Consider the following 22,056-nt stretch of genomic DNA (forward strand, 5'->3'; position numbering starts at 1 on the left):
TCGGCAATGGTGTTGACGAAAGCGCTGCCGATGGCTGCTGCCGGAATAGCCGGGCTGTGCACTGCGACCACGGTGTTCGCTGCCGGCGTGGCCGACGCACAGCCACCGTTGCGCCACGTCCGCTACACGGTGGGCGCCAGCCAGGACATCACCAACGCCGAGATCTACTACCGCGAGGTCGACCCGCCCAACTGGGCCGAATACAGCCACAATCCGTACCAGTTCACCCCGAACGTCGAGGCCGACCTGGGTCCCGGTAAGGCCTGGGTGTTCGAAACCATGCTGGCGAACCCCGACGCATGGGCCATGGTGGTCGTCGGGCTGCCCGGCCCCTCGACTCAGCCGCTACAGGAGCCGGGTTTCGTGTGTGAGTTGCGCGTCGACGACGTCGTGGTCGCCACGGATTCGGGGAGCAAGGGCGCGCTCTGCTCGTTGCGCCCCTGGTGAACCCAGCCCAGCTCAGAGGTCCCCGCGTTCCCACGCGCTCCTGTTGTCCCTGGCGACACACGTCAGGAACAATCCGTCGGGCGCCTGAGCCACATCACCGTCCAACGACGGGCACAGGTCGCCCTCGTTCTTGATGCCGTGCATCTCCGGGGAGCGGAACCACCTGGGTTCGTAGCGTCGCGGCGAGCCGCAGAACACCAGCCGACCCCAGTCGGTCACCCCGAACACGTAGTAGGTGGTGTTGTTGCAGTAAGAGCCCAACACCACATTGGGTCGGATGCCGGGCGTGCAGTTCGGGTAGTTGCATTCGGCGCCCGGTGGAGGAGGCGGCGGCTGGGCGGCCACCGGCGGTGCGGCCATCAGCCACACCGGAGCGGTCAAGGCGGCAAGTCCCGCGAAAACAAAGCGCACCAGGCCATTTTCACATAACTGAATAACGAAATTCTCCTTTTCGAAGAGCCGCGCTCGAGCCACCATTAGGCTCTGGGTCATGGGTATTGCACGGACATTCGGCGTCATGGCCGCAACGGCGGTGACCGCGGTGGCAGGCCTCGCCATAGCGCCCACCGCCACCGCCTACGACTGGGGTGTCGACATCAGCGGCACGTGGAGCGTCTTCTCCAACGGGCAATGGGCCAGAACCAACGGCGTGCTCATCAAGCAGCAGTCGGTGCAGGAGACCTGGACCGTCGACGTCAACTGTGTCAGCCCGATCGAGTGCACCGGCGAGGTCAACAGCAGCCTGGGGTGGACGGCCTCGGCCCGTCTCGACGACCTGTGGTTCATCGAACACGAGGTGCCGAATTGGTTGCCGTGTCCGGACGGAACATTCGCCACGGGACACCAGAGATTCGTCATGTGGGGTATGGATCCCACGATCGAACGTCGAGTCAACCGGTTCGCGACCACCATGGGCGGCCGGAACCTGACCAGCAGCGACAGCGGGGCCTGCGGGGTCAACATGCCCAAGGTGATCGAGCTGCCGGTGCGGGCCGAGAAACTGTCTTAGCTCGCCCACTCCACCGGCACCATCACGTCGGCAGCAGGTCTTTCCAGGATTTCGGTGTGCCGTTCTCCAGCTTCTGCAGCGAGCCGTCCGGCGAGACGAACAGGCCCGTGTTCGGGTCGTACTGCGCCGTCGCCACCGACGGACCGGCAGAGCCGTTGCCGGCGTGGGCACTTGGTGCAACAGGAATCGCTCCACCGTCAGGGTCCATGGCGTCAGCCGGCCCCCGCGGGGGGTCCGGGACCGGCGTGACACCGGGCGGCGGCGGCGCCGGACCGGGTTGCAGACCCGACGGCTCGCCTCCTAGCGGCAGCGGAGTGCCCTCGATCGGCGCATGGATCCGCTCCTCGAAGTCCACCCGGTCATCGAGCGGGATGCCTTGCTTGACCAGGTTGGGGTCGAACGGGTACGGGCCGAGGATGTGCTGACGGATGGCCTGCGGAACGAATCCTCGCGGGTCGTTGCACAACTCGACGGTGGGCGCACGCTTGCCGGGATGCGCCATGCACGGATAGTTGCGGGCGCCGCGCACGTTCAGCGGCGAATCCTGTGGCAATTTGCAGTACAGGCCGTCCGGGGTGTCGATCACCGTTTCGTCTTCGGGATTGCGCCACTGGGACGGTGGCAGGAATCCTACGGTGCACGGATTCGGGTCACTGATGGTCAGCGCGAAGTCACCGCTGGGTAGACCGGTCGGATTGTTGTGAGGTAGACCGAAGGACTGCTGCGCCGCGATGATGCTGGGGAACACCACCAACAACTGCTCGATGGACGGGTTGTAGGTCAACACGACCTGGCCGACCGTGGTGAGGTTGGCGAGCAGGACCGGCAGAGTCGGCTTGACCTGCTCGAGCAACGCGCTGACTTCCTGGGCGAATCCCGGCCCCTGCTGCAGAATTGACCGTAGCTGCGGATCGTTTTGCACCACCTGGGAGGTGATCCCGCTGAGGCTGCGTGCCCACGTGCGGATCGCCTGGGTGGTCTCGGCCTGAGAATCCAGCAGCGGCCTGATGTCGTCGACCAGGGTGCGGGTCTGGTCGGAGACGTCGTTGACCTCCTCGGTCACCTTGGCTGCAGAGTCCAGCAACGACCCGAACTCTGGGCCTGCACCGCTGAACGCCGCGTACGTCTCGTCGAGCAAGTCGGGGATGCGATCCTTCGGCAGACTCTCCACCATGGCGCTGAGTTGATCGAGCATCGGGCCGACCTGCTGCGGAATCGACGTGTTCTGCACCGGAATTCGCGATCCGTTCTCCAGATAGGGCCCGGAGTCGGTGCGAGGACGCAGATCGACGTACTGTTCGCCGACCGCGGAGACACTGCGGACCTCGGCCTGCAGATCGGCCGGTACCTGCGGCGACGTATCGAGCGACAGCGTGGCTTCCGCGCCGTTCTCGGTCAGCTCGATCGAGGTCACTTTGCCGATCTGCACTCCTCGATAGGTCACGTTGCTGAACCGGTAGAGCCCGCCGGATGCCGGCAACTCCAACTTCACCGTCAACCGGCCGACTCCGAGCAGAGTCGGCACCTGCATGTAGGTGAAAACCATCACGGCCACGCCGACGATCGACGCGATCGTGAAGATGATCAGCTGATTGCGAACGAAGCGGGTCAGCATCAGCGACCACCTTCCGGTGCCGGGACGGCGGGTACTGCCGGCTCGGGCGCCGCCTCAGCGCCGTAGGGGCCGGCGAAGATCTGCTCACCGGTGATGGGTTGAGACTGAGGCAACCACGGTGCAGCCGGGGGCGGCGGGGTCACCGGCAACATCGGCTGCGTCATCGGCGGTAAGGCTTGCGCCACCGAGGCTTCCGGTGGCGGCGGCAACGCTTGGCCAGGTGGAGGTGCGACGCCGAGCTTGAGCGGGTCGTAGGAATAATTCAAGTAGTACGGATCACCCGGGGCGGGAATCAGTTTCGCGTTCTCGTCACCCCAGCGGGTTCCGAGCAGAAGGGTCTTCTTCAACCTCGGATAGGTCAAGTCGAAGCTCGCCCAGAGGTTGATGTAGTCCCCGCGGGTGATCCGGTCGGCGAACGTCGGGCCATACGGGAAGGCCGTCGCCCACAGCAGCGCCAGACTGAGGTCGGGTCCGATGTCGGCCAACGCCCCGAGGATCGGACCCAGGTTGTCCAGGTTCTGGACCAGGTCGTCGCCGGCATCGTTGATCAACCGGGCCGTGGTGTCGCTGAACTGGCCGAGCCGGTCCAGCGCAGTGGTGAACTGCGGACGCTGCTCGATCAGGACGTCGATGGCCGGCGGAATCTCTGTCAGCGCTCGGTCGATGACCTCACGCTGCCCGGCGAAGGTTCCGGCGACCCGGCGCAGTTGCTGCATCGAGGCGACGATGTTGCCGCGCTGCTGTTCCAGCACCCCGACGAAGTCATCGAGGCGGATGAGCAGTTCCCGGATCTCGTTCTCTCGACCGGAGATCCCGGTGTTCATGCTGTGGATGATGTCGCCGATCTGTCCGAGCCCACCACCGTTGGCGACGGTGGACAGGGAGGACAGCGTCTGTTCGGTGGTCGGGTACACCGACGACTCATTGAGCGCCAGGGTGGACCCGGGTTGCAGGCGACCTCTGGGCTGCTCATCCAGCGGGGGGTTCAAGGCGAGATGCATCGAGCCAAGCAGGCTGGTCTGACCGATGGTGGCCACCGCATTGGCGGGCACCGTCACGTCCGGCTTGACCGAGATCTCGATATTGGCGTGCCAGCCGTCGACGGTCATCTTGCCCACGCTGCCGACGACGACGTCATCGATCATCACCGGGGAATTGGATTCCAGCGTGGCCACATTGGGCATCTGCACGGTATAGGTCACTGCATCGGGTCCGCGGCCCGTGGCGCCGGGCAGCGGCAGCGAGTTCACCCCTTGGAACGCGCAGCCGGTCATCGACAGCGCCACCCCCATTCCGAGGGCGCCCAGTCGTTTCGCACCGGAGATGCTCTGTCGCTTCGCTCCGAAGATCATGAGGGCGGCATCCCTTCGGCCGGCAACAGCGGCGCATCCGGCGCCGGCGTCGGCGGCAGCAGCAAACCGTCGACGGTCTGGGGCTGGGGCGGCAAATCGGACAGGACGCGCGGCGGGCCGGGGATCGGTGCGCCCGGGAACAGCGGCGGCGACGGAATGGCGGCACCGTCGTTTCCGGTCGTGTACAGCCCCGGCGGGCCGGGAGGCGCACCCCACCCCGGCGGCGGCGGAATATCACCGGCGCCGGTGTAGGCCGACACCGTCGGCGGAGGCTCGGGAGGGTCATTGGGTCCACTGCCCCCCGGAGCGATCTTGGGGTCGGTGTAGATCAATCGGTCCGGATTCACAGCGGGGCGAAGGTAGGCGTTGATCGGGAACGGCAGGTTCCCGAAGTTCAGCAGGCGCAGGGCCGGCCCCAGGTACTGAGCGCACAACTTGGCGGTCTCCGGCGCCGTGGTATTGGCGACTCCGCCGATCAGGCCGCAGAAAAACCACACCGGGTTGGAGAAGTTCGACAGCGCGAATGCCCCGGTCACCGAACCGCCGTTGGGATAAAAGATGTTGTTGAAGTTGCCAATCGCGTTGGGCATGATGTGCAGCACGTTCTCGAACGCCAGCCGATTGTCGACCAGAACTTGGGTCACGTTCGCCAACCGCTGAACCTGCTCGGTGGTCTGGTTTCTGCTGCCCGCCACGAACCGCTGAACATCACCGATGGCCAACGACAACTCGGTCAACGCAGAGTCCAGGTCGGATCTGCTGTCGTTGATCACGCTGGTCAGACTGGCCAATCGGTTCTGGAACAGCACGATCTGCTGCTTGCTGTCGCGCAGCGCGGTGACGAAAACCTGCAGGTTCGTGATGATGTCGGCAATGTTGCCGCTGCCTTCGGCGAAGATCCGTGCGGCACCGGACAGTTGGCGTAGCGTTTCGCGCAGTTTTTCGCCGTTGCCGTCACCCATGGCGTCGGCTGCGCTGTCGACGAACCGCGAGATGGATGTCCCGTCGGCACCGGCCTGCGGACCCAGTTCGGTGGCCAGGCGGGTCAGCTGCGTCTTGACTTCGTCCCACTCCACCGGCACGGCGGTGCGTTCACTGGGAATCACACCGCCGTCACCCATCGTCGGGCCGCTCCCCTCGCGGTAGGCAGGGGTGAGTTGGACATAGCGGGCGGCCACCAGATTCTGCGCCACGATCACGGCCCTGGCCTCGGCGGGCACGCCGACGCCGCGGTCGACCTTGAGGGTCATCCTGGTCTGGGTACCTTCGGGCTCGATCCGGTCGATCGAGCCGACCTTGACACCCGACACCCGTACCTCGTCACCGGGATAGATCGCGGTGGCCGTCGGAAAGTACGCCGTGATGGTGTACGGCCCGAAGAACACCTGGCGCACCAGAAATGCCGCACCGGCGACAAGCAAAGTGGCAAGCAGGATCGCCGTACCTGCCACCAACGGCTTACGGGTTGCCGTCATGGGGAAGATCTCCTGGCTGCGGGAGGCTGTTGACGGGGAACGGGAGCTCGGCCCGCGGGCCGGCATTGTCGGGCGGCTGGCCGGCGTCGACGCCGCGGCGGAATCCGAACGCGTACTCCAGGAACGGCTGCAGAAGCTGGGCGGGCTGCACGTTGGGCACCAGCGCGTTGTAATACGCGCCGTTGGAGACGATCTCACCCTGGGTCAGATAGTACTTCGCGCCACCCGGCAGCATCTTGGCCAGGTTGTCCCGGTTCTTCTCCAGCACGGCGAGCACCGTGTTGAGTTTCTCCAGCGCCGGAGCGAGCTCGGCCTCGTTGTCGGCGACCACCCCGCGAAGCTCCTGTGCCACCGCCGCGATGTTGGCCAGCAGACTGGTGATCGCATGGCGGCGGTCGTTGAGCACCGCGAGCAGATCATTGGCGTTGAGAATCAACCGGTTGACCTGCGCGCTGCGCTCGGAAAAAATTCCGGTCACCTCGCCGGCGGTGCGCAACAGTTCGGCCAGGCTCTCATTGCGGTTGTTCAACGATCTGGACAGCCGCGACAACCCGTCGAAGGTCGGACCGAGCTGCGGAGCCACCTGGTCAAGCGTCTGAGCCAGGGTGTCCAGCGACTGATTCAGCGAGGCAGTGTCGGTGTCGGCGGTGTTGGCGGTCAGCTCACTGACCGCGTCGGTCAGCGAGTAGGGTGACGAGGTCCGTGACGTCGGGATCACCTCCCGACGATCGAGGGTTCCACTGCCCGCCGACTCCAGCGCCAGCACACGCTCACCGAGCAGCGTTCCGGTGCGGATATGGGCCGTGGTGTCGGACCCGAGCGCGTACCTGCCATCGATGGAGAAACCGACCAACGCATCACCATTGTCGAGTTCGATCGACGACACCGACCCGACCTTGATTCCCGACACTGTCACATCATTGCCGACGGACAGGCCGCCGGCCTCGACGAACAGCGCCTGATACCGAAGAGCAGTGGCCCACTGCAGAATACGCTCCGGTTGCAGTCCGACAGCGATGATCAGGATCATCAGCGTGACGCCGATGAAACCAGCTCGGGCGAGGTGAGAACCGCGGTACTTGAGCATTTACTCGTGCACGCACCTTCCCGTTTCTTGGGTGATCCAGGGGAAGACCACTGTCCGTCCCTCCAGATCGCTGGCACGGAAGGTGATACCGCAGATGTAGTACGGGAACCAGGCGCCGTAGGAACCCACCCGAGCCAACTTGCGGTAGATCTCCGGGAGCCGCTGCAGCGTGGCGTCGAGCCGGTCCAGGTCGTTGCTCACCAGCGGAGCGAGTCTGTGCAATTCGTCGACCGCACCTGCCAGCGGTGCCCGGCCGCGGCTGAGGAGATCGGCCATCGACGCGGTGCCGTTGTCCAATGCCTCGATGGCGGTACCGATCGGGTCCCGGTCCGCGGACAGCCCGCTCACCAGTTGCTCGAACCTGTCGATGGCGCCGGAGAACTCCTCGCCGTCCTCGGACAGCGTGTCGAGCACGATGCGCAGATCCTCGATCACACCCTCGATCACCGCATTGTTGTCGGCCAGCGTATTGGTGAACGACGAGGACCTCGAGAACAGTGATTCCAGCGTTCCGCCCTGCCCCTGCAGGATCTGCACCAGCGACGAGGTCAGTGCGTTGACGTCCTGCGGATTGAGGCCCTGGATCACCGGTTTGAGTCCGCCCAGCAACAGGTCCAGGTCCAGCGCAGGCGCCGTGCGCGTCTGCGGGATCTGACTACCCGCCGGCAGGATGTGGGTGGAATCGGGGGTGTCGACCAGTTCGAGGTAACGATCTCCGACCAGGTTCAGGTAGCGGATCACGGCCTGGGTGCCGGTAGTCAGCACGGTGTCACGGTCGGCGTCGAATCTGACCAGTACGGATCGATCCGGCTGCAGCGAAACGCCCTTGACGGTGCCGACCCGGATGCCCGCGATGCGCACGGTGTCGCCGGTCTCCAGGCGGGACGCATCCTTGAACACCGCCGAATACTCGTTGGTGGCACCGGTTCTGGTGTCGCTGAAGACCAGGAACAGGAAGGCTGTCAGCACCACCATGACCAACCCGAAGATGCTGAACTTGATGAGGGTTCCGACAGAGCGCGTCATCCGGGCATCCCGATCTGCGCGGTGTTACGCGGCGGTCCGTCCAGCGGTCCGAACAGCCAGTTCTTCAGACCCTCGGAGTTGAGCAGAATCCCGGCGTTTCCGTACCGTGAGGGATTGGACCCGACGTCACCCATGATCTGCGGCGGCACGAACCCGGCCGGCAACTCCGGTAGACCCAGCTCGGCGCAGTAGTCGCGACCACCGCTGGTGGCCGCCACTTTCGGCAGGTCACCGGGGTAGCGGTAGCGCTCGACACCCAGGGTCAGGCCGGCATTGACGAAGACACCGGAGTACTGCGGAGCCGACTTGGCGAACGGCACCAGACCGCCGATGCCGCACCAGAGTGACTTGCGGTAGAGCCGAAGCAGATCGGTGGTGGGCACCAACACGTCGAGCACATCGGTCAGCGCCTGACGGTTAGCGCCCACGACCTCGTTGCCCAGGTCGGCCAACCCGATGGCGCTGACCAGAAAGGCATCCAGATTGGACTGCTCGTCGACGATCGAGTTGCTCAGCCGGGTGGCGCTGTCCACCGCCGACATCAGGTCGGGGCTGGCATCGGCATACGCCTGGAGCACAGGCACCGAAACCTCGATGTCGTGGGCGAGATTCGGCAGGCTCGGCTCCAGCGTGGCCAGCAACGCGTTGAAGTCACTCAAGGTCTGCCCGAACTTCTCGCCGCGCCCACTGAACGCCTGCGAGATCGCGCCCAGGGTCTGGTTCAGCTTCATCGGTTCCACCGCGTCGAGCACATTGACCAGGCGCTGGAACACGGTGTTGACCTCGACGGTGACGTGTTGGCCCTGCAGCACCTGCCCGCTCTGCAGGTGTTCGGCGTCGGGATCGGCCGGCGCCTCGAGCTGGACGAACTTGGCGCCGAACACCGTCGTGGACGCAATGTCGACGTCGACATTGCGCGGAATCAGGTGCATCTGCGACGGATCCATGTCCAGGCGCAGCTCCGCGGTGCCGTCGGGTCGGTAGTCGATGGACTTGACGGTGCCGACCTGCACACCGCGCATCTTGACCTTGGCGTCTGGATTCATCACCAGACCCGCGCGGTCGGAGATCACGGTCACCGGAACGGTTCTGGTGAACGTGCCGGCGAACAACCCGACGGAGACCAGCAGGATCGCCACCAAGGCAAGCACCAGCGCGAGTCCCGCCAGGGGTCGTGCGTAGCCGTTGTTCAACTCGCCTCCCTAACCTGCCAGGTTGAAGTTGCCGTTGGAACCGTAGATCGACAGCGACACCAGCAGGGTCACCGAGACCACGACCACCAAAGAGGTGCGTACCGCGTTGCCGACCGCAGCGCCCACCCCGGAGGGGCCGCCGGAGGCGAAGTAGCCGAAGTAGGTGTGCACCAGCAGGATCGCGATGGCCATCAGCACCGCCTGCAGGAACGACCACAACAGGTCGATCGGGTTGAGGAACGTGTCGAAGTAGTGGTTGTACAGCCCACCGGACTGCCCGAACAACACCACCGTGGTGAACTGCGACGCCAGAAACGACAGGATGACCGCGATCGAGTACAGCGGCGTGATCGCGATCATGCCGGCCACGATGCGCGTCGACACCAGATACTCGACCGGTCGGATACCCATGGATTCCAACGCGTCGATCTCTTCGTTGATCCGCATGGCACCCAGTTGCGCGGTCACCCCGGCGCCGAACGTGGCAGCCAGCCCGATCCCGGCCACCACCGGGGCCGCGATGCGCACATTGATGAATGCCGCCAGAAAGCCGGTCAGCGCCTCGATTCCGATGTCACCCAAGGAGCTGTATCCCTGGATCGCCAACGTGCCGCCGGCCGCCAGGGTCAAGAACCCGACGATCACCACGGTGCCGCCGATCATCGCCAAGGTGCCCGCGCCCATGGAGATCTCGGCGATCAGCCGGATGATCTCCTTGCGGAAGTGCACCGCTGCATGGGGCATCCCCGCCAACGCGCGACCGTAGAACAACGTGTGGTCGCCCAGGCGTGACAACCACTGCACCGGGCGGTTGGCATTTCGGACCAGTCGCGGAAACCGCGACCGCAATATCGTTGAGGTACCCATCGACGCTGTCCTACCCTGCCGTCATCCGGATGCCGATGGCTGTGACCACGACGTTGATGACGAACAACGCCATGAACGCATACACCACCGTCTCATTGACCGCGTTACCGACCGCCTTGGCGCCGCCGCCGGTGATCGTCAGGCCGCGGTAGCAGGCCACCAGACCGGCGATCAGACCGAACAACGCGGCCTTGACGCACGAAATGATCACCTCCGGCACACCGGTCAACAGCGTGATGCCCGCGGCGAACGCACCCGGGTTGACGTCCTGGACGAACACCGAGAAGAAGTAGCCGCCCAAGATCCCGATGATCACCACAAGGCTGTTGAGCAACAGCGCCACCAGCCCCGAGGCCAGCATTCTCGGGGTGACCAGGCGCTGGACCGGGTTGATGCCCAGCACCTCCATCGCGTCGATCTCCTCACGGATGGTGCGCGAGCCCAGATCGGCACACATCGCCGTCGCCCCTGCGCCTGCCACGATCAGCACCGTCACCAACGGACCCACCTGGGTGACCGCGCCGAAAGCCGCCCCCGCACCGGACAAGTCGGCCGCGCCCAACTCACGCAGCAGAATGTTCAACGTGAACGACACCAGCACGGTGAACGGGATCGCCACCAACAACGTGGGCGCCATCGCCACCCGGGCCACAAACCACGACTGCTCCAGGAACTCGCGCCACTGAAACGGTCGCACGAAGATGAAACGCACCGCATCCAGCGCCATCGAAAAGAAACCACCGACGGCCTGCATCGCGCCTGAGAGGCCGTTGGGCAGCGCGATACCCGTCGACCAGCGCTCCGGCCCCTTACCTGCCATGACTACCCGGTCCTTCTAAAATCGTCACCGCCGCAACCGCTGTCGGACCGCCGATGTTGTGTGCCAGTCCGATTCGCGCACCGTCCACCTGGTTGACAGCGTCCCCGCGCAGCTGTTCAAACAGTTCGACGCACTGTGCCACACCGGTGGCCCCCGGCGGGTGACCTTTGGCTTTCAGACCGCCACTGGTATTGACCGGCAGGGCCCCACCGACCGTCGTGACCTCGGCTTCGAGCAGTTTGTAGGCGCCGAAGCGTTCGGTGAAGCCCAGGTCTTCATAGCTCATGACTTCGATGCCGGTCAGGAAATCGTGCACCTCGGCGACATCGATGTCGGCCGGTGAGATGCCCGCCATCGCGTAGGCCTGCTTGGCCGCCCGCTCGGTCGCTGCAAAGCTGGTCATATCGGTCTTGTGCTGGTGCATCACCGAGTCCAGGCCCAGGCCCACCCCGCGAATCCACACTGGTCGATCGGTGAACCGGTCGACGACGTCCTCGGCTGCGATGACGACCGCTGCGGCACCGTCACTCTGCGGCGCGCAGTCGTACAAGCGGAACGGGGTCACCACCGTTGGTGCGTTCAGAGCCTGCTCCATCGTGATCTCAAAGCGCAGCCGCGCGTTCGGGTTGTCCACGCCGTGGCGGTGGTTCTTCACCGCCACCATGGCTAAGTGTTCTTCAGTTGCCGGAGATTCGTGGAGATATCGACGAACATGCAACGCAAACCCTGCCGGTGCGACCAATCCGAGGGGATAGTCCCAGGCCATGTCGCGCACCATGGCCTCCCATTCCCACAGCATCCCGGCCGAAGTGGTGTCACGTAGCTTGTCCGCCCCCATCACCAGCGCGACGTCATACGCGCCGGAGGCGACCGCGAACACAGCGTTGCGAATCGCGTCGTGTCCGGTGGCACAGGAATTCTCCACGCGGCTCACCGGCAACTCGGCCAGACCGAGGGTATCGGCGAGGATGCCCGACGGAAAACCGTCGGCCGTACCCATGGCACCGATCCAGGCCGCGTCCAGATCCGATTTCGTCAGACCTTTGTCGACTGTCCCGGAGCACGCTGAATAAGCCATCGGCAACAGATCTTTGATGCCGAGTGCGAAGTGCTCGCCGAACGGCGTCATCCCGGCACCCACGATCGCTGCCCGTCTCATGCCGCGGCCCGTTCGGGCTCGAACGCGTATCCGTAGTCGGGCACCCCGGATCGCACCGCAACCCGCCGCAGCACCAAGCGGCCGCGATCACCGATGTCCACTGTGCCCGGTGGCGCCCCGGTCACCTTCACCAGAGCCCGGACCGCGGCGTCGTCGAGTTCGACGAGGACGAGCGAATAGGGCGTGCGCAGACCCGGCACCGCCAGGTGCACCGTGGTCTCGGTGTAGACCGTCCCGGTCCGCGGCAGCGGCACCAGTTCGTAATCGGTGGACAGCACGCCATCGGGGCTCACCCGGTAGCGCGGCGGAAAGTCCAGCTCGCCCGTATCGGCGAATCGACCTGCCTCCCAACGCACCTTGGCCTCGAAAGCTCGCTCGTAGGCAGCCAGCGAAATGGGAATGTCGCCCTCGGCGACGAACCCGCACTCAGGGGCAGGGTGCGGCGCGAACTCGCGGCGCTGGATCTGGGCGACACCTCCGGTAACCGAGATACCGGACAGAATGGCCTGCTCCACCGCCACCAACGGCCCGCAGACACCGCGTTCGGCCAAACCGGCGAGCGCGAACAGACTGGCACTGGCACCCGAGGTCGGCAACACCGGCGGATCACCCAGGCACAACTCGGCGGCCCGCTGGTGGTCCACCCCGGCGACGGCCACTGGCGTATCCAGCCACGCCGCGGCCAGCGAGGCGATCAGGCCCCGTTCATGCAACAGTCGCGGGTCACCGTAGTCGTGGATGTCACCGGTGGCGTCGCGGGTGCGAACCGGCAGGCTGCGCGCGATGCGCGCTGCGGTGCGAACCTGCAGCCCGCGCTCAGCCGTGATGATCGCCGCGGCCCCGGCCGGCCGCAGATCGGCGCCGATGATCATGGTGCGCGGACGCGCCGAACTGACCGCGTCGACCGTCGCAGGCGCGCCGCCCAGTCTCTCGTCGACCTCCAGTTCGGGATCCAACCCGAGACCGGCAAGCAGCACCGCTGCATTGCTGCTCTCCAGCAGCGGCAGGTCCCGGCTGACCAACACCACGCGCTCGATGGCGGCCCCGCCCGTCAAGGCCGCCCGACCGGCCTCGACGGCCATCGTGACCACGTCTTCGTCGTCGCCGGCCACCCGGCGCCAGGGCGCACCCCAGCACGGCAGGTAGGTGCCGATGGACGTGACGAAGGGCATGCAGTCTTCTCCCAGCGAAGCTGTTGTGCGGTCGGGTCAGGTGACGGCGCCGGCGGTCTTGAGCTCGATGATCCGATCCCAGTCCAGTCCGAGTTCGACGAGGATGTCGTCGGTCTGCTCGGCGAAACCCGGGGCGGGCCCACAGGTGGGCGCAGTGACGTCGAACTGCACCGGGTTGGCGACCAATTCGAGCTCGCCGGCCTGGACCAGGTACTCGTTGGCGCGGATCTGGGTGTCCTCGACGGCCTGCAGCGTGTCCTGCACGGGCGCCCATGGGCCCGCCAGCGTCGCGAAGCGTTCGCTCCACTCGGCCAACGGACGTTTGCGCATCGTCTCGGTGAGGATCTCCGCGGCGGCGGCAGTATGTTCGGCAAAGGACTCGGCGGTGGCGAACCGTGGATCGTCGACCAGATCCTCGAGGTCCATGTGCTGACACACATCAGCCCAGAATTTGGTGGGCTGCATCATGACGAAGGAGATGTAGCGGTCGTCGGCGGTCGGGTACAGACCGACCAGCGGATTGATCGGCGAGCCGTGCACCCCCGGCGGGAACGCCTCCATCCGCTCGTTGAGGTGGTGAGTGAGCGCGACCGTGTGGCCGAGCGCCCACAGCCCGCTGCCCAGCAGCGACACGTCGACCGTCGAGGGCTCTCCGGTGCGTTCCCGTTTCAGCAGTGCCGCGGCGATACCACCGGCGAGGTTGGTGCCGGAGATGGTGTCGCCGTAGGCCGGCCCGGGTGGACCGACCATGCCCGGGGTCCCGGGTGGGGTGATGGTCGCGGCCGTGCCGGCGCGGCACCAGAAGGCGGTCATGTCGTAGCCGCCCTTGACCGACTCCTCGCCGCGCGGTCCCAGCGCACTTCCGCGGGCGTAGATGATGTTCGGATTGACCGCGCGGATGTTCTCGACGTCGATACCGAACTTCTGGCGGTGGCCGGGTAGGAAGCTGGTCAGAAAGACGTCGGATCGACGGGCCAGTTCCAGCAACACCTCTTTGCCCTCGGGGACCGACATGTCCAGGCCGATGCTGCGCTTGAGGCGGTTGGCGTGTTCGATGTTCGGGTTCGGATCACCCTCGACCCGCAACAGCCCAGTTTGGCGCAACCCACGCTGAGGATCGCCGGTGACGGCGTGTTCGACCTTGACGACGTCAGCTCCCCACTCCGCCAGCACTGCGCCGGCAGACGGCACGAACCCGTACATGGCGACTTCGAGAACGCGAATTCCCTCCAGCGGCTTACTCATCCCGGTACCACCGTCGCGTAGGTCTTGGACTCCAGGAATTCCTCGAGGCCGGCTCTGCCCATCTCCCGACCGATTCCGGACTGCTTGAATCCGCCGAAGGGACTGTCGGGGCTGAAGTAGTTGCCTCCGTTGATGGAGAAGGTGCCGGTCCGAACCCGGCGGGCTACTGCCAGGGCCCGTTCCTGGCTTCCGAACACTGCACCCGAGAGCCCGTAGATGGAGTTGTTGGCGATGCGAACCGCGTCGTCGTCGTCCTCATAGTCGATGACCACCAGGACCGGGCCGAACACCTCTTCCTGGGCTATCTCGCTGTCGGGATCGACGTCGGTGAGCAGTGTGGGCGTGTAGAAGAACCCGGGGTCGACCTTCTCGCCGCCGGTGACCAGTGTGGCGCCGGCGGCCACCGCGCGCTGCACCATGGCGTCGACCTTGTCGCGCTGCTTCGCGCTGATCAGCGGACCCATGTAAACGGACGGATCCGCTGGATTTCCCAGGCGCACCAGACCGAAGTTGTTCTTGATCAGCTCGACGATCTCGTCCTTGTGCTGCCGGGGTACCAACAGCCGCGAGGTCAGAGCGCAACCTTGACCAGCATGGGTGACCATGCTGAACGCCGAGAACAGCGCTGCGGTACCGAAGTCCGCGTCATCGAGCACGATCGCTGCCGACTTGCCGCCCAGCTCGAGGAACACCTTCTTGAGGGTGTCGCTCGCAGCGGCCATGATCGCCCGGCCGGTCGGGGTCGACCCGGTGAACGTGACCATATCGACGTCTGGGTTGGTGGTCAGCGCGGCGCCGACGGCCGGGTCGGCACCGGAGAGCACGTTGACCACACCGGCCGGGATATCGGTGTGCTCGGCGATCAGCTCGCCGAGCGCCAGCGTGATCAGCGGTGTGTCCGGCGCGGACTTGAGTACCAGGGTGCAGCCGGCTGCCAACGCCGGCGCCAGCTTGGCCAGCGCCAGCTGGTTCGGATAGTTGTAGGCGATGATGGCCGCGACCACGCCCGCAGCTTCCTTCTCCACCCATCGGTGGTGCTGCATGCCGCGGCTTTCGATGTTGCCGAGATCCTCGGTCATCGGGAAGCTCTGCAGTAGGTCGGCGTAGTAGCGCACGATGTCGATCGGGCTGTCGAGCTGGGCGCCCTGACACAGCGCCTCGGTCGCGCCGACCTCGGCGATGGTCAGCGCGGCCAGTTCGTCGCGATGTTCGCGCAGCGCTGCGTGCAACTGGTGCAGGCAGCGCACCCGCAGATCGATGTCCGTCGACCAGTCGGTCGTATCGAACGCCTGCCGGGCCGCGCTGACAGCAGCTCCGGCATCGGCGACGGTGGCGTCCGGCGCATCCCCGATCGGCTGACCGGTAGCGGGATTCAATGAGGGAAACGTCCGGCCGGTCGCCACCAACTCGCCGCCGATCAACAACCGACGAGAAGTTCCGACACCGGCGCTGCCGGTATCCCCACCGGTGGTCTGAACCGTAGCTGCTTCCGACATTTTCCTCCTCGCAGAGTTACGTCAACGTCCGCGTAATCTGGGCTTATGTGATGGAAACTGCATTCTCATCCACGGCGAATCATACATTCGCCCGATGAGAACTCAAGGAAGTGTCAGAGAACCGGCTCTGCCAGCAGAAAACGGTGCGACAATGGTGGCCCGAACGTCTCATCGGTGACAACATCAGGCCGGCCATGTCTTGCTATGGCACAGTATGCGAGAGTACGGTTCTCATAATCGGAAGGAAGATTCTTGATGCTCGTGCAGTGCGACGACTCTGACGGACGCCTCGCGTGAGAACCGCCGTGGTCACAGGAGGCGCCTCCGGGATCGGTGCCGCGATCGCCGAGCGGCTGCGTGCCGACGGCCTGCAGGTGGCAACGATCGACCTCAACCCTGGCGACGAGAAGTTTGCCTACGCCGCCGACGTCACCGATCGCCGCGCGATCGACACCGCGCTCGACGAGGTCCGCGCCGAGCTCGGCCCGGTCACGGTGCTGGTCAACGCGGCGGGGCTGGACAAGTTCAAGAAGTTCACCGACCTGACCTTCGAGGAGTGGCAGAAGGTCATCGACGTCAACCTCAATGGCGTGTTCCACTGCGTCCAGGCCGCGCTACCCGACATGATCGAGGCCGGCTGGGGGCGCATCGTGAACATCTCGTCGTCGAGTACACATTCCGGTCAGCCGTTCCTGGCGTCCTACGTCGCGGCAAAGTCCGGCGTCAACGGCCTGACGAAATCCCTGGCGTTGGAGTACGGTCCGCACGGCATCACCGTCAACGCGGTGCCGCCGGGCTTCATCGACACCCCGATGCTGCGCAAGGCCGAGAAGCGGGGATTCCTCGGCGACTCCGCCAAACAGATCGAGGCCACGCCGGTACGCCGGATGGGACGTCCCGAGGACATCGCCGCTGCGTGCGCGTTCTTCATTTCCGAGGAGGCCGGATACGTGACCGGCCAGATCCTCGGCGTCAACGGCGGCCGCAACACCTGAGTCGAACGGTAAACCGAAGCACTCGATCACCCCGCGGACATCGAAAGGAACACCACACTATGGGACGGGTTCAGGGCAAGGTCGCCTTCATCACCGGCGCCGCGCGCGGGCAAGGCCGCAGTCACGCGGTGCGGCTCGCCGAAGAGGGCGCCGACATCATCGCGGTGGACTTCTGCCAAGACATCGAAACCGTTGGCTATTCGATGGCCACCCCCGAGGATCTGGATGAGACGGCGGCCTTCGTCGAGAAGACGGGCCAGCGCATCGTCACCGCCAAAGCCGATGTCCGGGACGCGGCTCAACTACGGGCCGCCTTGGAGTCGGGCCTGGCCGAGTTCGGCAAGCTCGACATCGTGGTGGCCCAGGCGGGTATTGCCGCGATGAAGGGTCAACCGCCGATGCAGGCGTGGACCGACGGCATCAACACCAACTTCGTCGGCACCATCAACGCCATCCAGGAGGCGTTACCGCATCTGCAGGAGGGTGCGTCGATCATCGCGACCGCGTCGGCCGCCGCGCTGATGGACGCACACAACAAGCCCAACCCGGGCAACGACCCGGGTGGCATGGGGTACATGGTGTCCAAACGGCTGATCTCAGAGTACGTGCACTACCTCGCCACCGAACTGGCCGTGCGCGGCATCCGCGCCAACGTCATTCACCCGACCAACTGCAACACCGACATGCTGCAGAGCGAACCGATGTACCGCTCGTTCCGCCCGGATCTGGAGAAGCCCACCCGTGCCGACGCCGAGCCGGTCTTCGGCGTGCAGCAGGCCATGAGGGTCAACTACATCGAGCCCGAGGACATCAGCAACGCGGTGCTGTGGCTGGCCTCCGAGGAGGCCCGTTATGTCACCGGCATGCAGTTACGTGTCGACGCCGGTGGATATCTGAAGTGGTACGACTACCACGTGTGACGACGACAGTCGGGGTGAAGGAGGAGAGGCCGTGAAGGTTTGGGTTGACTCGGAGCGCTGCCAAGGGCACACGCTGTGCTCGATGATCGCACCGGATTCATTCGAGCTCAGCGACATCGACGGCACAGCATCACCGGTCAATGAGATCGTCCCCCACGACCAAGAGGACGCGGTTCGCGAAGCTGTGCAGTCCTGCCCGGAACAGGCCATCACGATCGAGGAGTGACCAGCCCGGAGGGTCGGCAGAGTCGGCCCGCCACAACGGACACGCGACAGTACAGGAGACAGCAGCTTTGAGTGTCGACGACGTCGTGAACGGCACCGCCGGCGACAACCGCAAGAAGAACGCGTATTACTTCGACAGGCACACCCCGGAATATCGTCTGCAGTTCGACAAGATCACCGAGGAGATGCACACCAGGTGTCCGATCGCATGGTCGGAGACTTACGGTGGTCACTGGGTGGCCGCAGGCAGCAAGGAAGTATTCGAACTGGCGCGCTGCCCGGCGGTGTCGAATCATCACGACATCTCCGGCGAGACGCCGTACCAGGGCATCACGATCCCGAAAGCCAGTCGTGCCACCGTGGTTCGCGGTGGAATTCTGGAAATGGACGAGCCGGAGCACAGTGCCTACCGCAGCGCACTGAATCCTTATCTGTCTCCAGCGGCGATCAAGCGCTGGGAGCCGTTCATCGACGAGATCACCCGGGCCGCACTCGACGAGCACATCGAGTCGGGCCGCATCGACTTCGTCGATCACCTGGCCAATGTCGTTCCGGCGGTGTTGACGTTGGCGATGATGGGCATCGAACTGACAAAGTGGAACGTCTACAGCGAGCCGACACATGCCTCGGTGTACACGCCCGAGCACGCACCCGAGCGCGAGAAGATCAACGAACAGCACCGTGAGATGGGCATCGATCTCATCAACAACATGATGCAGATCCGGGAGAACCCCCGCCCGGGTCTGGTGAATGCGCTGCTGCAGTTGCGCATCGACGGTGAGCCCGCTCCGGACATGGAGATACTGGGCAACCTCGGCCTGATCATCGGCGGAGGATTCGACACCACGACCGCGCTGACGGCCCATGCGCTGGAATGGCTCGGCGAGAATCCCGAGGAGCGCCAACGGTTGAGTCGGGAACGTGACGCCCTGCTCAACCCCGCCACCGAGGAGTTTCTGCGGTACTTCACCCCGGCCCCCGGCGATGGCCGGACGTTCCACGAAGATGTCGAGGTCGCGGGCCAACAGTTCAAGCAGTTCGAGCGGTTATGGCTGTCGTGGGCGATGGCCAACCGCGACCCCTCGGTGTTCGACCAGCCCGATAGGGTCGTCCTCGACCGGAAGGGTAACCGGCACTTCAGTTTCGGTATCGGCGTGCACCGTTGTGTGGGATCGAACGTGGCACGCACCGTCTTCAAGTCGATGCTGACCGCGGTGCTCGACCGGATGCCGGACTACGTCTGCGATCCCGAGGGGACCGTGCACTACGACAGTATCGGTGTGATCCAGGGCATGCGTAACCTGCCGGCGACATTCACCCCGGGTACGCAACTGGGTCCGGGATTGGACGAGACCCTGGACAAGCTGCAGCGCATCTGTGACGAGCAGGAGCTGGCCCGGCCGATCACCGAACGCAAGGAACGTGCGGTCATCGACTAACTGCCCCGATCCGGCCCGCGGCGACCGTGGGAAGTGGTTCGATGGGATCGGTCGGCGACTGGCAGGAAGGCAACACAGGGCATGAGGCTCCACAGGATGGCGCTGCTGATGGCCGCACTGATCGCGATGGCGACGGTGCTCGCGCCACCGTCGGCGGCGCGGATGCAGTTCGCCAACTACGACCTGTTGACCAATCGCTATGACCGCGCTTCCTGGTTCTGGTTCGTTTCCCTGTGCGTCCCGGAGCAGACGCTGGACTGCGTCAATGTCAGCGGGGCGCCCCGATTGGCGTTCTATGCGCCCTACGAAAGCAAGGCCTACCTGGTCGACGGCCGGTACTCGTTCACCGTGGACGTGCCCGACGGTCTGCGCTGCCCTGGCTACAACCTGCCGACTAGGGAGACTTACTCATGGGATGCGGTGACGCTGGCCGGCACCATCGACTCGCAATACGACGTCGGCTGCTTCAACGGCCCACCGGGAAGCCAGTTCTGGACGTTCGCGCTGCAACGCCTCTAGACCGGCATCACAGCTGCGCGTAACGTCGTCGAATCCCGTTGAACCGCAGCCACATCTGGGCAATGCGCTCATCAGGCGTGACGATCTTGCTGCCCGCGGGCATCGACTCGGTCAACTCGGCACGCTTGACCACTCGGGTCCGCAGCAGCGCGGGCTCGCCGTCGAGCATGTGCCGGTAGGTGAGGTTACCCCGCTCGAACCCCTGCGTGTCGATCCAGTTGTGGTAACCGGGGTCATCGTGGGCCAGCACCAGACGCACCGTGCCGTCGGCGTCGACGGCGGTACGACTCGGGGTGTAACTCACCGGCCGGTACAGGAAGTCCATGCTGGTGAAGAACACGCCCATGTTGGTCAGCATCCACAGCCCGTCGTGCGCGTCGAACTCGATGATCAGCGCTTCGTCGGGGGCAAGCTGCCAGTGCATGTTGACCGCCGCGCGGCCACGGTGGTCATCCTCGGCGCTCGACCCGACCGCTGGGAATCTGTTCGGGCTTGCGGCGTCGACTCCTCCATGGGTGAAGGGAAACTCGGGCCAATCGCCCATCATCCCGGTCAGAAAGTCTCCCGCCCACGTGATCGCGTCGATGACCTCGGCGACGGTGGGTAACGGCCGTGGCGTCACCATGTCGACTCGTTCGATGTGCATCTGCGCCGGCACCTCGTCCCACGCGTCGAAGCCCTGGCGAATGAACAGTTTTCGTGATGATGCAGTCGTCGGTAACCAGTTGGGTCCGCGCTGCGCACCACCGATGTAGACCTCGAACGTTGCGTCGTCTGCCGTCTCCAGACGGTCGCCGGACAGATGGGCCTGCGGGCGGTCGCCGAACGGTTCGTGCAACACTGCCGGCCCATCGGGCCGTGATCCCTGCACGGTGATGTTGAGGAAGCGCGCCGTTCCGCGCGTGCCGACCATCCGGTAGACCGAGGAACCGTCGATCCAGGCCTGCTGATAGGTGAAGTCGGCGCAATCCCCACCGAGTTTGCGTGTCGGGCCACAGAAGGCGTGCAAGCTCGGATAGCGGGTGTCCCGGGTCTCCAGCGCGAGGTCGAAGGCCTGACCGAGGTTCTGGGTGAGAAACCGCACACCGTCGACCCGATGCAGGTCAGAGCTCGCGTTGTGGTCCTTGAAGACCTGCTCCCCCGCCGTTTTGAGGCGCTCGCAGAACGCCACCCACGCGCAGTGCAGCTCCGCGTCGGCCGCGCCGTCACCGAGTGACATCGTCGCTTTCCGATATCCGTTGCAGCATTGCCGATGCCACATCGCATGCGCGTCGGGCCGCGGCCAGGCGCCCCTCCGCCTCGATGCGCGGCCCGATCAGTTCGAGGTCGAATCCGTGGGCATAGCCCTGCGCCAAGACCTGCGCGACGAGGGGTTCGATCGGGATGGCGCCGTCGCCGGGGACAGCCCGGGCCGGCAAGCAGCGGTCGCCGAGCACGTAATCGCTGAGCTGGATCATCTCCAGACGCGGCATGGCGCGCTCCAGCAGGCCGGCAAGGTCCGCCTCGACCCAGCAGTGGAAGAGGTCGATGCAGACTCCGATTCCGGCCCGCTCTGCCAGCTCGACGGTGTCGGCCAGCGTATGGGCGATGTGGATGTCGGCATACAGGCTCGAGGCGTTCTCGATGGCCAGGGCGACGCCGGCCGCTCTGGCGTGATCGATGCACGGCCTGACGGCGTCGCAGAATCGGTCCGCGGCCTGCTCCCAGGTCAGGTCACTGCGTCCGCCGGTCAGCATGTACACCACGCGCGTCCCGATGCCTGCCGCGGCGTCGATGACCCGAAACAGTCCATCCGACGAGCCGAACAGGTGGTAGACGGTCTCCACCGAGAACTGCCCGGCGTGAATCGCTCTCGCCAGCGCCGGATCGGACAGTTCGGTGTCGATGAGACTGAGCCGGCTGACGCCGAGACTCTCCCAGCATGCCGCCAGCTCAGCAGGTCCGTCCCCCAGGAACGTGACGTCGTGCACGGACAACCGCGCGTCGATGCTCATA

General features: G+C 65.2%; 22 protein-coding genes. 7 read left to right on the forward strand and 15 right to left on the reverse strand.

The features are described from left to right. Positions 1 to 6 precede the first annotated feature (6 nt). The gene (locus tag KXD98_RS17475) at positions 7 to 447 is read left to right on the forward strand and encodes a hypothetical protein (protein WP_260759621.1); all 441 of its coding nucleotides are present in this window, start codon (positions 7 to 9) and stop codon (positions 445 to 447) included. Positions 448 to 459: 12 nt separating this feature from the next. On the opposite strand, the gene KXD98_RS17480 is transcribed toward KXD98_RS17475, so the two are convergent. Next, complete coding sequence (locus KXD98_RS17480) at positions 460 to 807, reverse strand: hypothetical protein (RefSeq protein ID WP_260765267.1); 348 nt, start codon at positions 805 to 807, stop codon at positions 460 to 462. A 130-nt stretch (positions 808 to 937) separates the two neighbouring features. Between KXD98_RS17480 and KXD98_RS17485 the strand changes: the two genes are divergently transcribed. Further along, entirely contained in the window at positions 938 to 1,456 is a 519-nt protein-coding gene (locus tag KXD98_RS17485; protein WP_260759622.1) for a hypothetical protein, read from the forward strand. Between the two features lie 22 nt (positions 1,457 to 1,478). Here the strand turns inward: KXD98_RS17485 and KXD98_RS17490 are convergent, their stop codons facing one another. The 12 genes from KXD98_RS17490 to KXD98_RS17545 are packed head-to-tail and all read right to left on the reverse strand — an operon-like array spanning position 1,479 to position 15,963. Further along, positions 1,479 to 3,071, reverse strand: coding sequence for an MCE family protein (locus KXD98_RS17490; protein ID WP_260759623.1), 1,593 nt, complete (start codon positions 3,069 to 3,071; stop codon positions 1,479 to 1,481). Next, on the reverse strand, positions 3,071 to 4,423 hold the full coding sequence (locus tag KXD98_RS17495; protein ID WP_396881532.1) for an MCE family protein: 1,353 nt from the start codon (positions 4,421 to 4,423) through the stop codon (positions 3,071 to 3,073). The genes KXD98_RS17490 and KXD98_RS17495 overlap by 1 nt, the downstream gene beginning before the upstream one ends. Beyond that, positions 4,420 to 5,898, reverse strand: coding sequence for an MCE family protein (locus tag KXD98_RS17500; protein WP_260759624.1), 1,479 nt, complete (start codon positions 5,896 to 5,898; stop codon positions 4,420 to 4,422). Before KXD98_RS17500 ends, KXD98_RS17495 begins: the two co-directional genes overlap by 4 nt. Further along, positions 5,882 to 6,985, reverse strand: coding sequence for an MCE family protein (locus tag KXD98_RS17505; protein ID WP_260759625.1), 1,104 nt, complete (start codon positions 6,983 to 6,985; stop codon positions 5,882 to 5,884). The genes KXD98_RS17500 and KXD98_RS17505 overlap by 17 nt, the downstream gene beginning before the upstream one ends. Beyond that, a complete protein-coding gene (locus KXD98_RS17510; protein WP_260759626.1) occupies positions 6,986 to 8,011 on the reverse strand; it encodes an MCE family protein in 1,026 nt (341 codons plus the stop codon). Next, complete coding sequence (locus tag KXD98_RS17515) at positions 8,008 to 9,204, reverse strand: MCE family protein (RefSeq protein WP_260759627.1); 1,197 nt, start codon at positions 9,202 to 9,204, stop codon at positions 8,008 to 8,010. The genes KXD98_RS17510 and KXD98_RS17515 overlap by 4 nt, the downstream gene beginning before the upstream one ends. 9 nt (positions 9,205 to 9,213) lie before the next feature. Further along, positions 9,214 to 10,071, reverse strand: a complete 858-nt coding sequence (locus tag KXD98_RS17520; protein ID WP_260759628.1) for an ABC transporter permease — start codon at positions 10,069 to 10,071, stop codon at positions 9,214 to 9,216. Positions 10,072 to 10,081: 10 nt separating this feature from the next. Next, positions 10,082 to 10,891 carry an ABC transporter permease gene (locus KXD98_RS17525; RefSeq protein ID WP_260759629.1) on the reverse strand — a complete coding sequence of 270 codons (810 nt, stop codon included), beginning with the start codon at positions 10,889 to 10,891 and terminating at the stop codon, positions 10,082 to 10,084. Further along, positions 10,881 to 12,050, reverse strand: a complete 1,170-nt coding sequence (locus tag KXD98_RS17530; RefSeq protein WP_260759630.1) for a thiolase C-terminal domain-containing protein — start codon at positions 12,048 to 12,050, stop codon at positions 10,881 to 10,883. The genes KXD98_RS17525 and KXD98_RS17530 overlap by 11 nt, the downstream gene beginning before the upstream one ends. Next, positions 12,047 to 13,222 carry an OB-fold domain-containing protein gene (locus tag KXD98_RS17535; protein ID WP_260759631.1) on the reverse strand — a complete coding sequence of 392 codons (1,176 nt, stop codon included), beginning with the start codon at positions 13,220 to 13,222 and terminating at the stop codon, positions 12,047 to 12,049. The genes KXD98_RS17530 and KXD98_RS17535 overlap by 4 nt, the downstream gene beginning before the upstream one ends. A 36-nt stretch (positions 13,223 to 13,258) precedes the next feature. Beyond that, on the reverse strand, positions 13,259 to 14,467 hold the full coding sequence (locus tag KXD98_RS17540; protein WP_260759632.1) for a CaiB/BaiF CoA-transferase family protein: 1,209 nt from the start codon (positions 14,465 to 14,467) through the stop codon (positions 13,259 to 13,261). Continuing rightward, the gene (locus tag KXD98_RS17545) at positions 14,464 to 15,963 is read right to left on the reverse strand and encodes an aldehyde dehydrogenase family protein (RefSeq protein WP_260759633.1); all 1,500 of its coding nucleotides are present in this window, start codon (positions 15,961 to 15,963) and stop codon (positions 14,464 to 14,466) included. The genes KXD98_RS17540 and KXD98_RS17545 overlap by 4 nt, the downstream gene beginning before the upstream one ends. A 293-nt stretch (positions 15,964 to 16,256) precedes the next feature. Between KXD98_RS17545 and KXD98_RS17550 the strand changes: the two genes are divergently transcribed. From KXD98_RS17550 to KXD98_RS17570, 5 genes are all read left to right on the forward strand, one after another. Next, positions 16,257 to 16,958 (forward strand): SDR family NAD(P)-dependent oxidoreductase, encoded by a 702-nt coding sequence (locus KXD98_RS17550; protein ID WP_260759634.1) that lies wholly within the window; start codon positions 16,257 to 16,259, stop codon positions 16,956 to 16,958. A gap of 59 nt (positions 16,959 to 17,017) precedes the next feature. Further along, positions 17,018 to 17,878: a mycofactocin-coupled SDR family oxidoreductase gene (locus KXD98_RS17555; protein ID WP_260759635.1), complete on the forward strand. Its 861-nt coding sequence runs from the start codon at positions 17,018 to 17,020 to the stop codon at positions 17,876 to 17,878. Between the two features lie 31 nt (positions 17,879 to 17,909). After that, positions 17,910 to 18,104 (forward strand): ferredoxin, encoded by a 195-nt coding sequence (locus KXD98_RS17560; RefSeq protein WP_260759636.1) that lies wholly within the window; start codon positions 17,910 to 17,912, stop codon positions 18,102 to 18,104. Positions 18,105 to 18,171: 67 nt separating this feature from the next. Then, positions 18,172 to 19,542: a cytochrome P450 gene (locus KXD98_RS17565; protein WP_260759637.1), complete on the forward strand. Its 1,371-nt coding sequence runs from the start codon at positions 18,172 to 18,174 to the stop codon at positions 19,540 to 19,542. An 81-nt stretch (positions 19,543 to 19,623) separates the two neighbouring features. Next, positions 19,624 to 20,061 (forward strand): hypothetical protein, encoded by a 438-nt coding sequence (locus tag KXD98_RS17570; RefSeq protein WP_260759638.1) that lies wholly within the window; start codon positions 19,624 to 19,626, stop codon positions 20,059 to 20,061. 7 nt (positions 20,062 to 20,068) lie between these two features. Here the strand turns inward: KXD98_RS17570 and KXD98_RS17575 are convergent, their stop codons facing one another. Beyond that, positions 20,069 to 21,280 carry a DUF1214 domain-containing protein gene (locus KXD98_RS17575; protein WP_260759639.1) on the reverse strand — a complete coding sequence of 404 codons (1,212 nt, stop codon included), beginning with the start codon at positions 21,278 to 21,280 and terminating at the stop codon, positions 20,069 to 20,071. Next, positions 21,267 to 22,055: a sugar phosphate isomerase/epimerase gene (locus tag KXD98_RS17580; RefSeq protein WP_260759640.1), complete on the reverse strand. Its 789-nt coding sequence runs from the start codon at positions 22,053 to 22,055 to the stop codon at positions 21,267 to 21,269. The genes KXD98_RS17575 and KXD98_RS17580 overlap by 14 nt, the downstream gene beginning before the upstream one ends. Position 22,056: the final 1 nt, after the last annotated feature.

It is taken from the genome of Mycobacterium sp. SMC-4 (assembly GCF_025263265.1).
Classification (GTDB): domain Bacteria; phylum Actinomycetota; class Actinomycetes; order Mycobacteriales; family Mycobacteriaceae; genus Mycobacterium.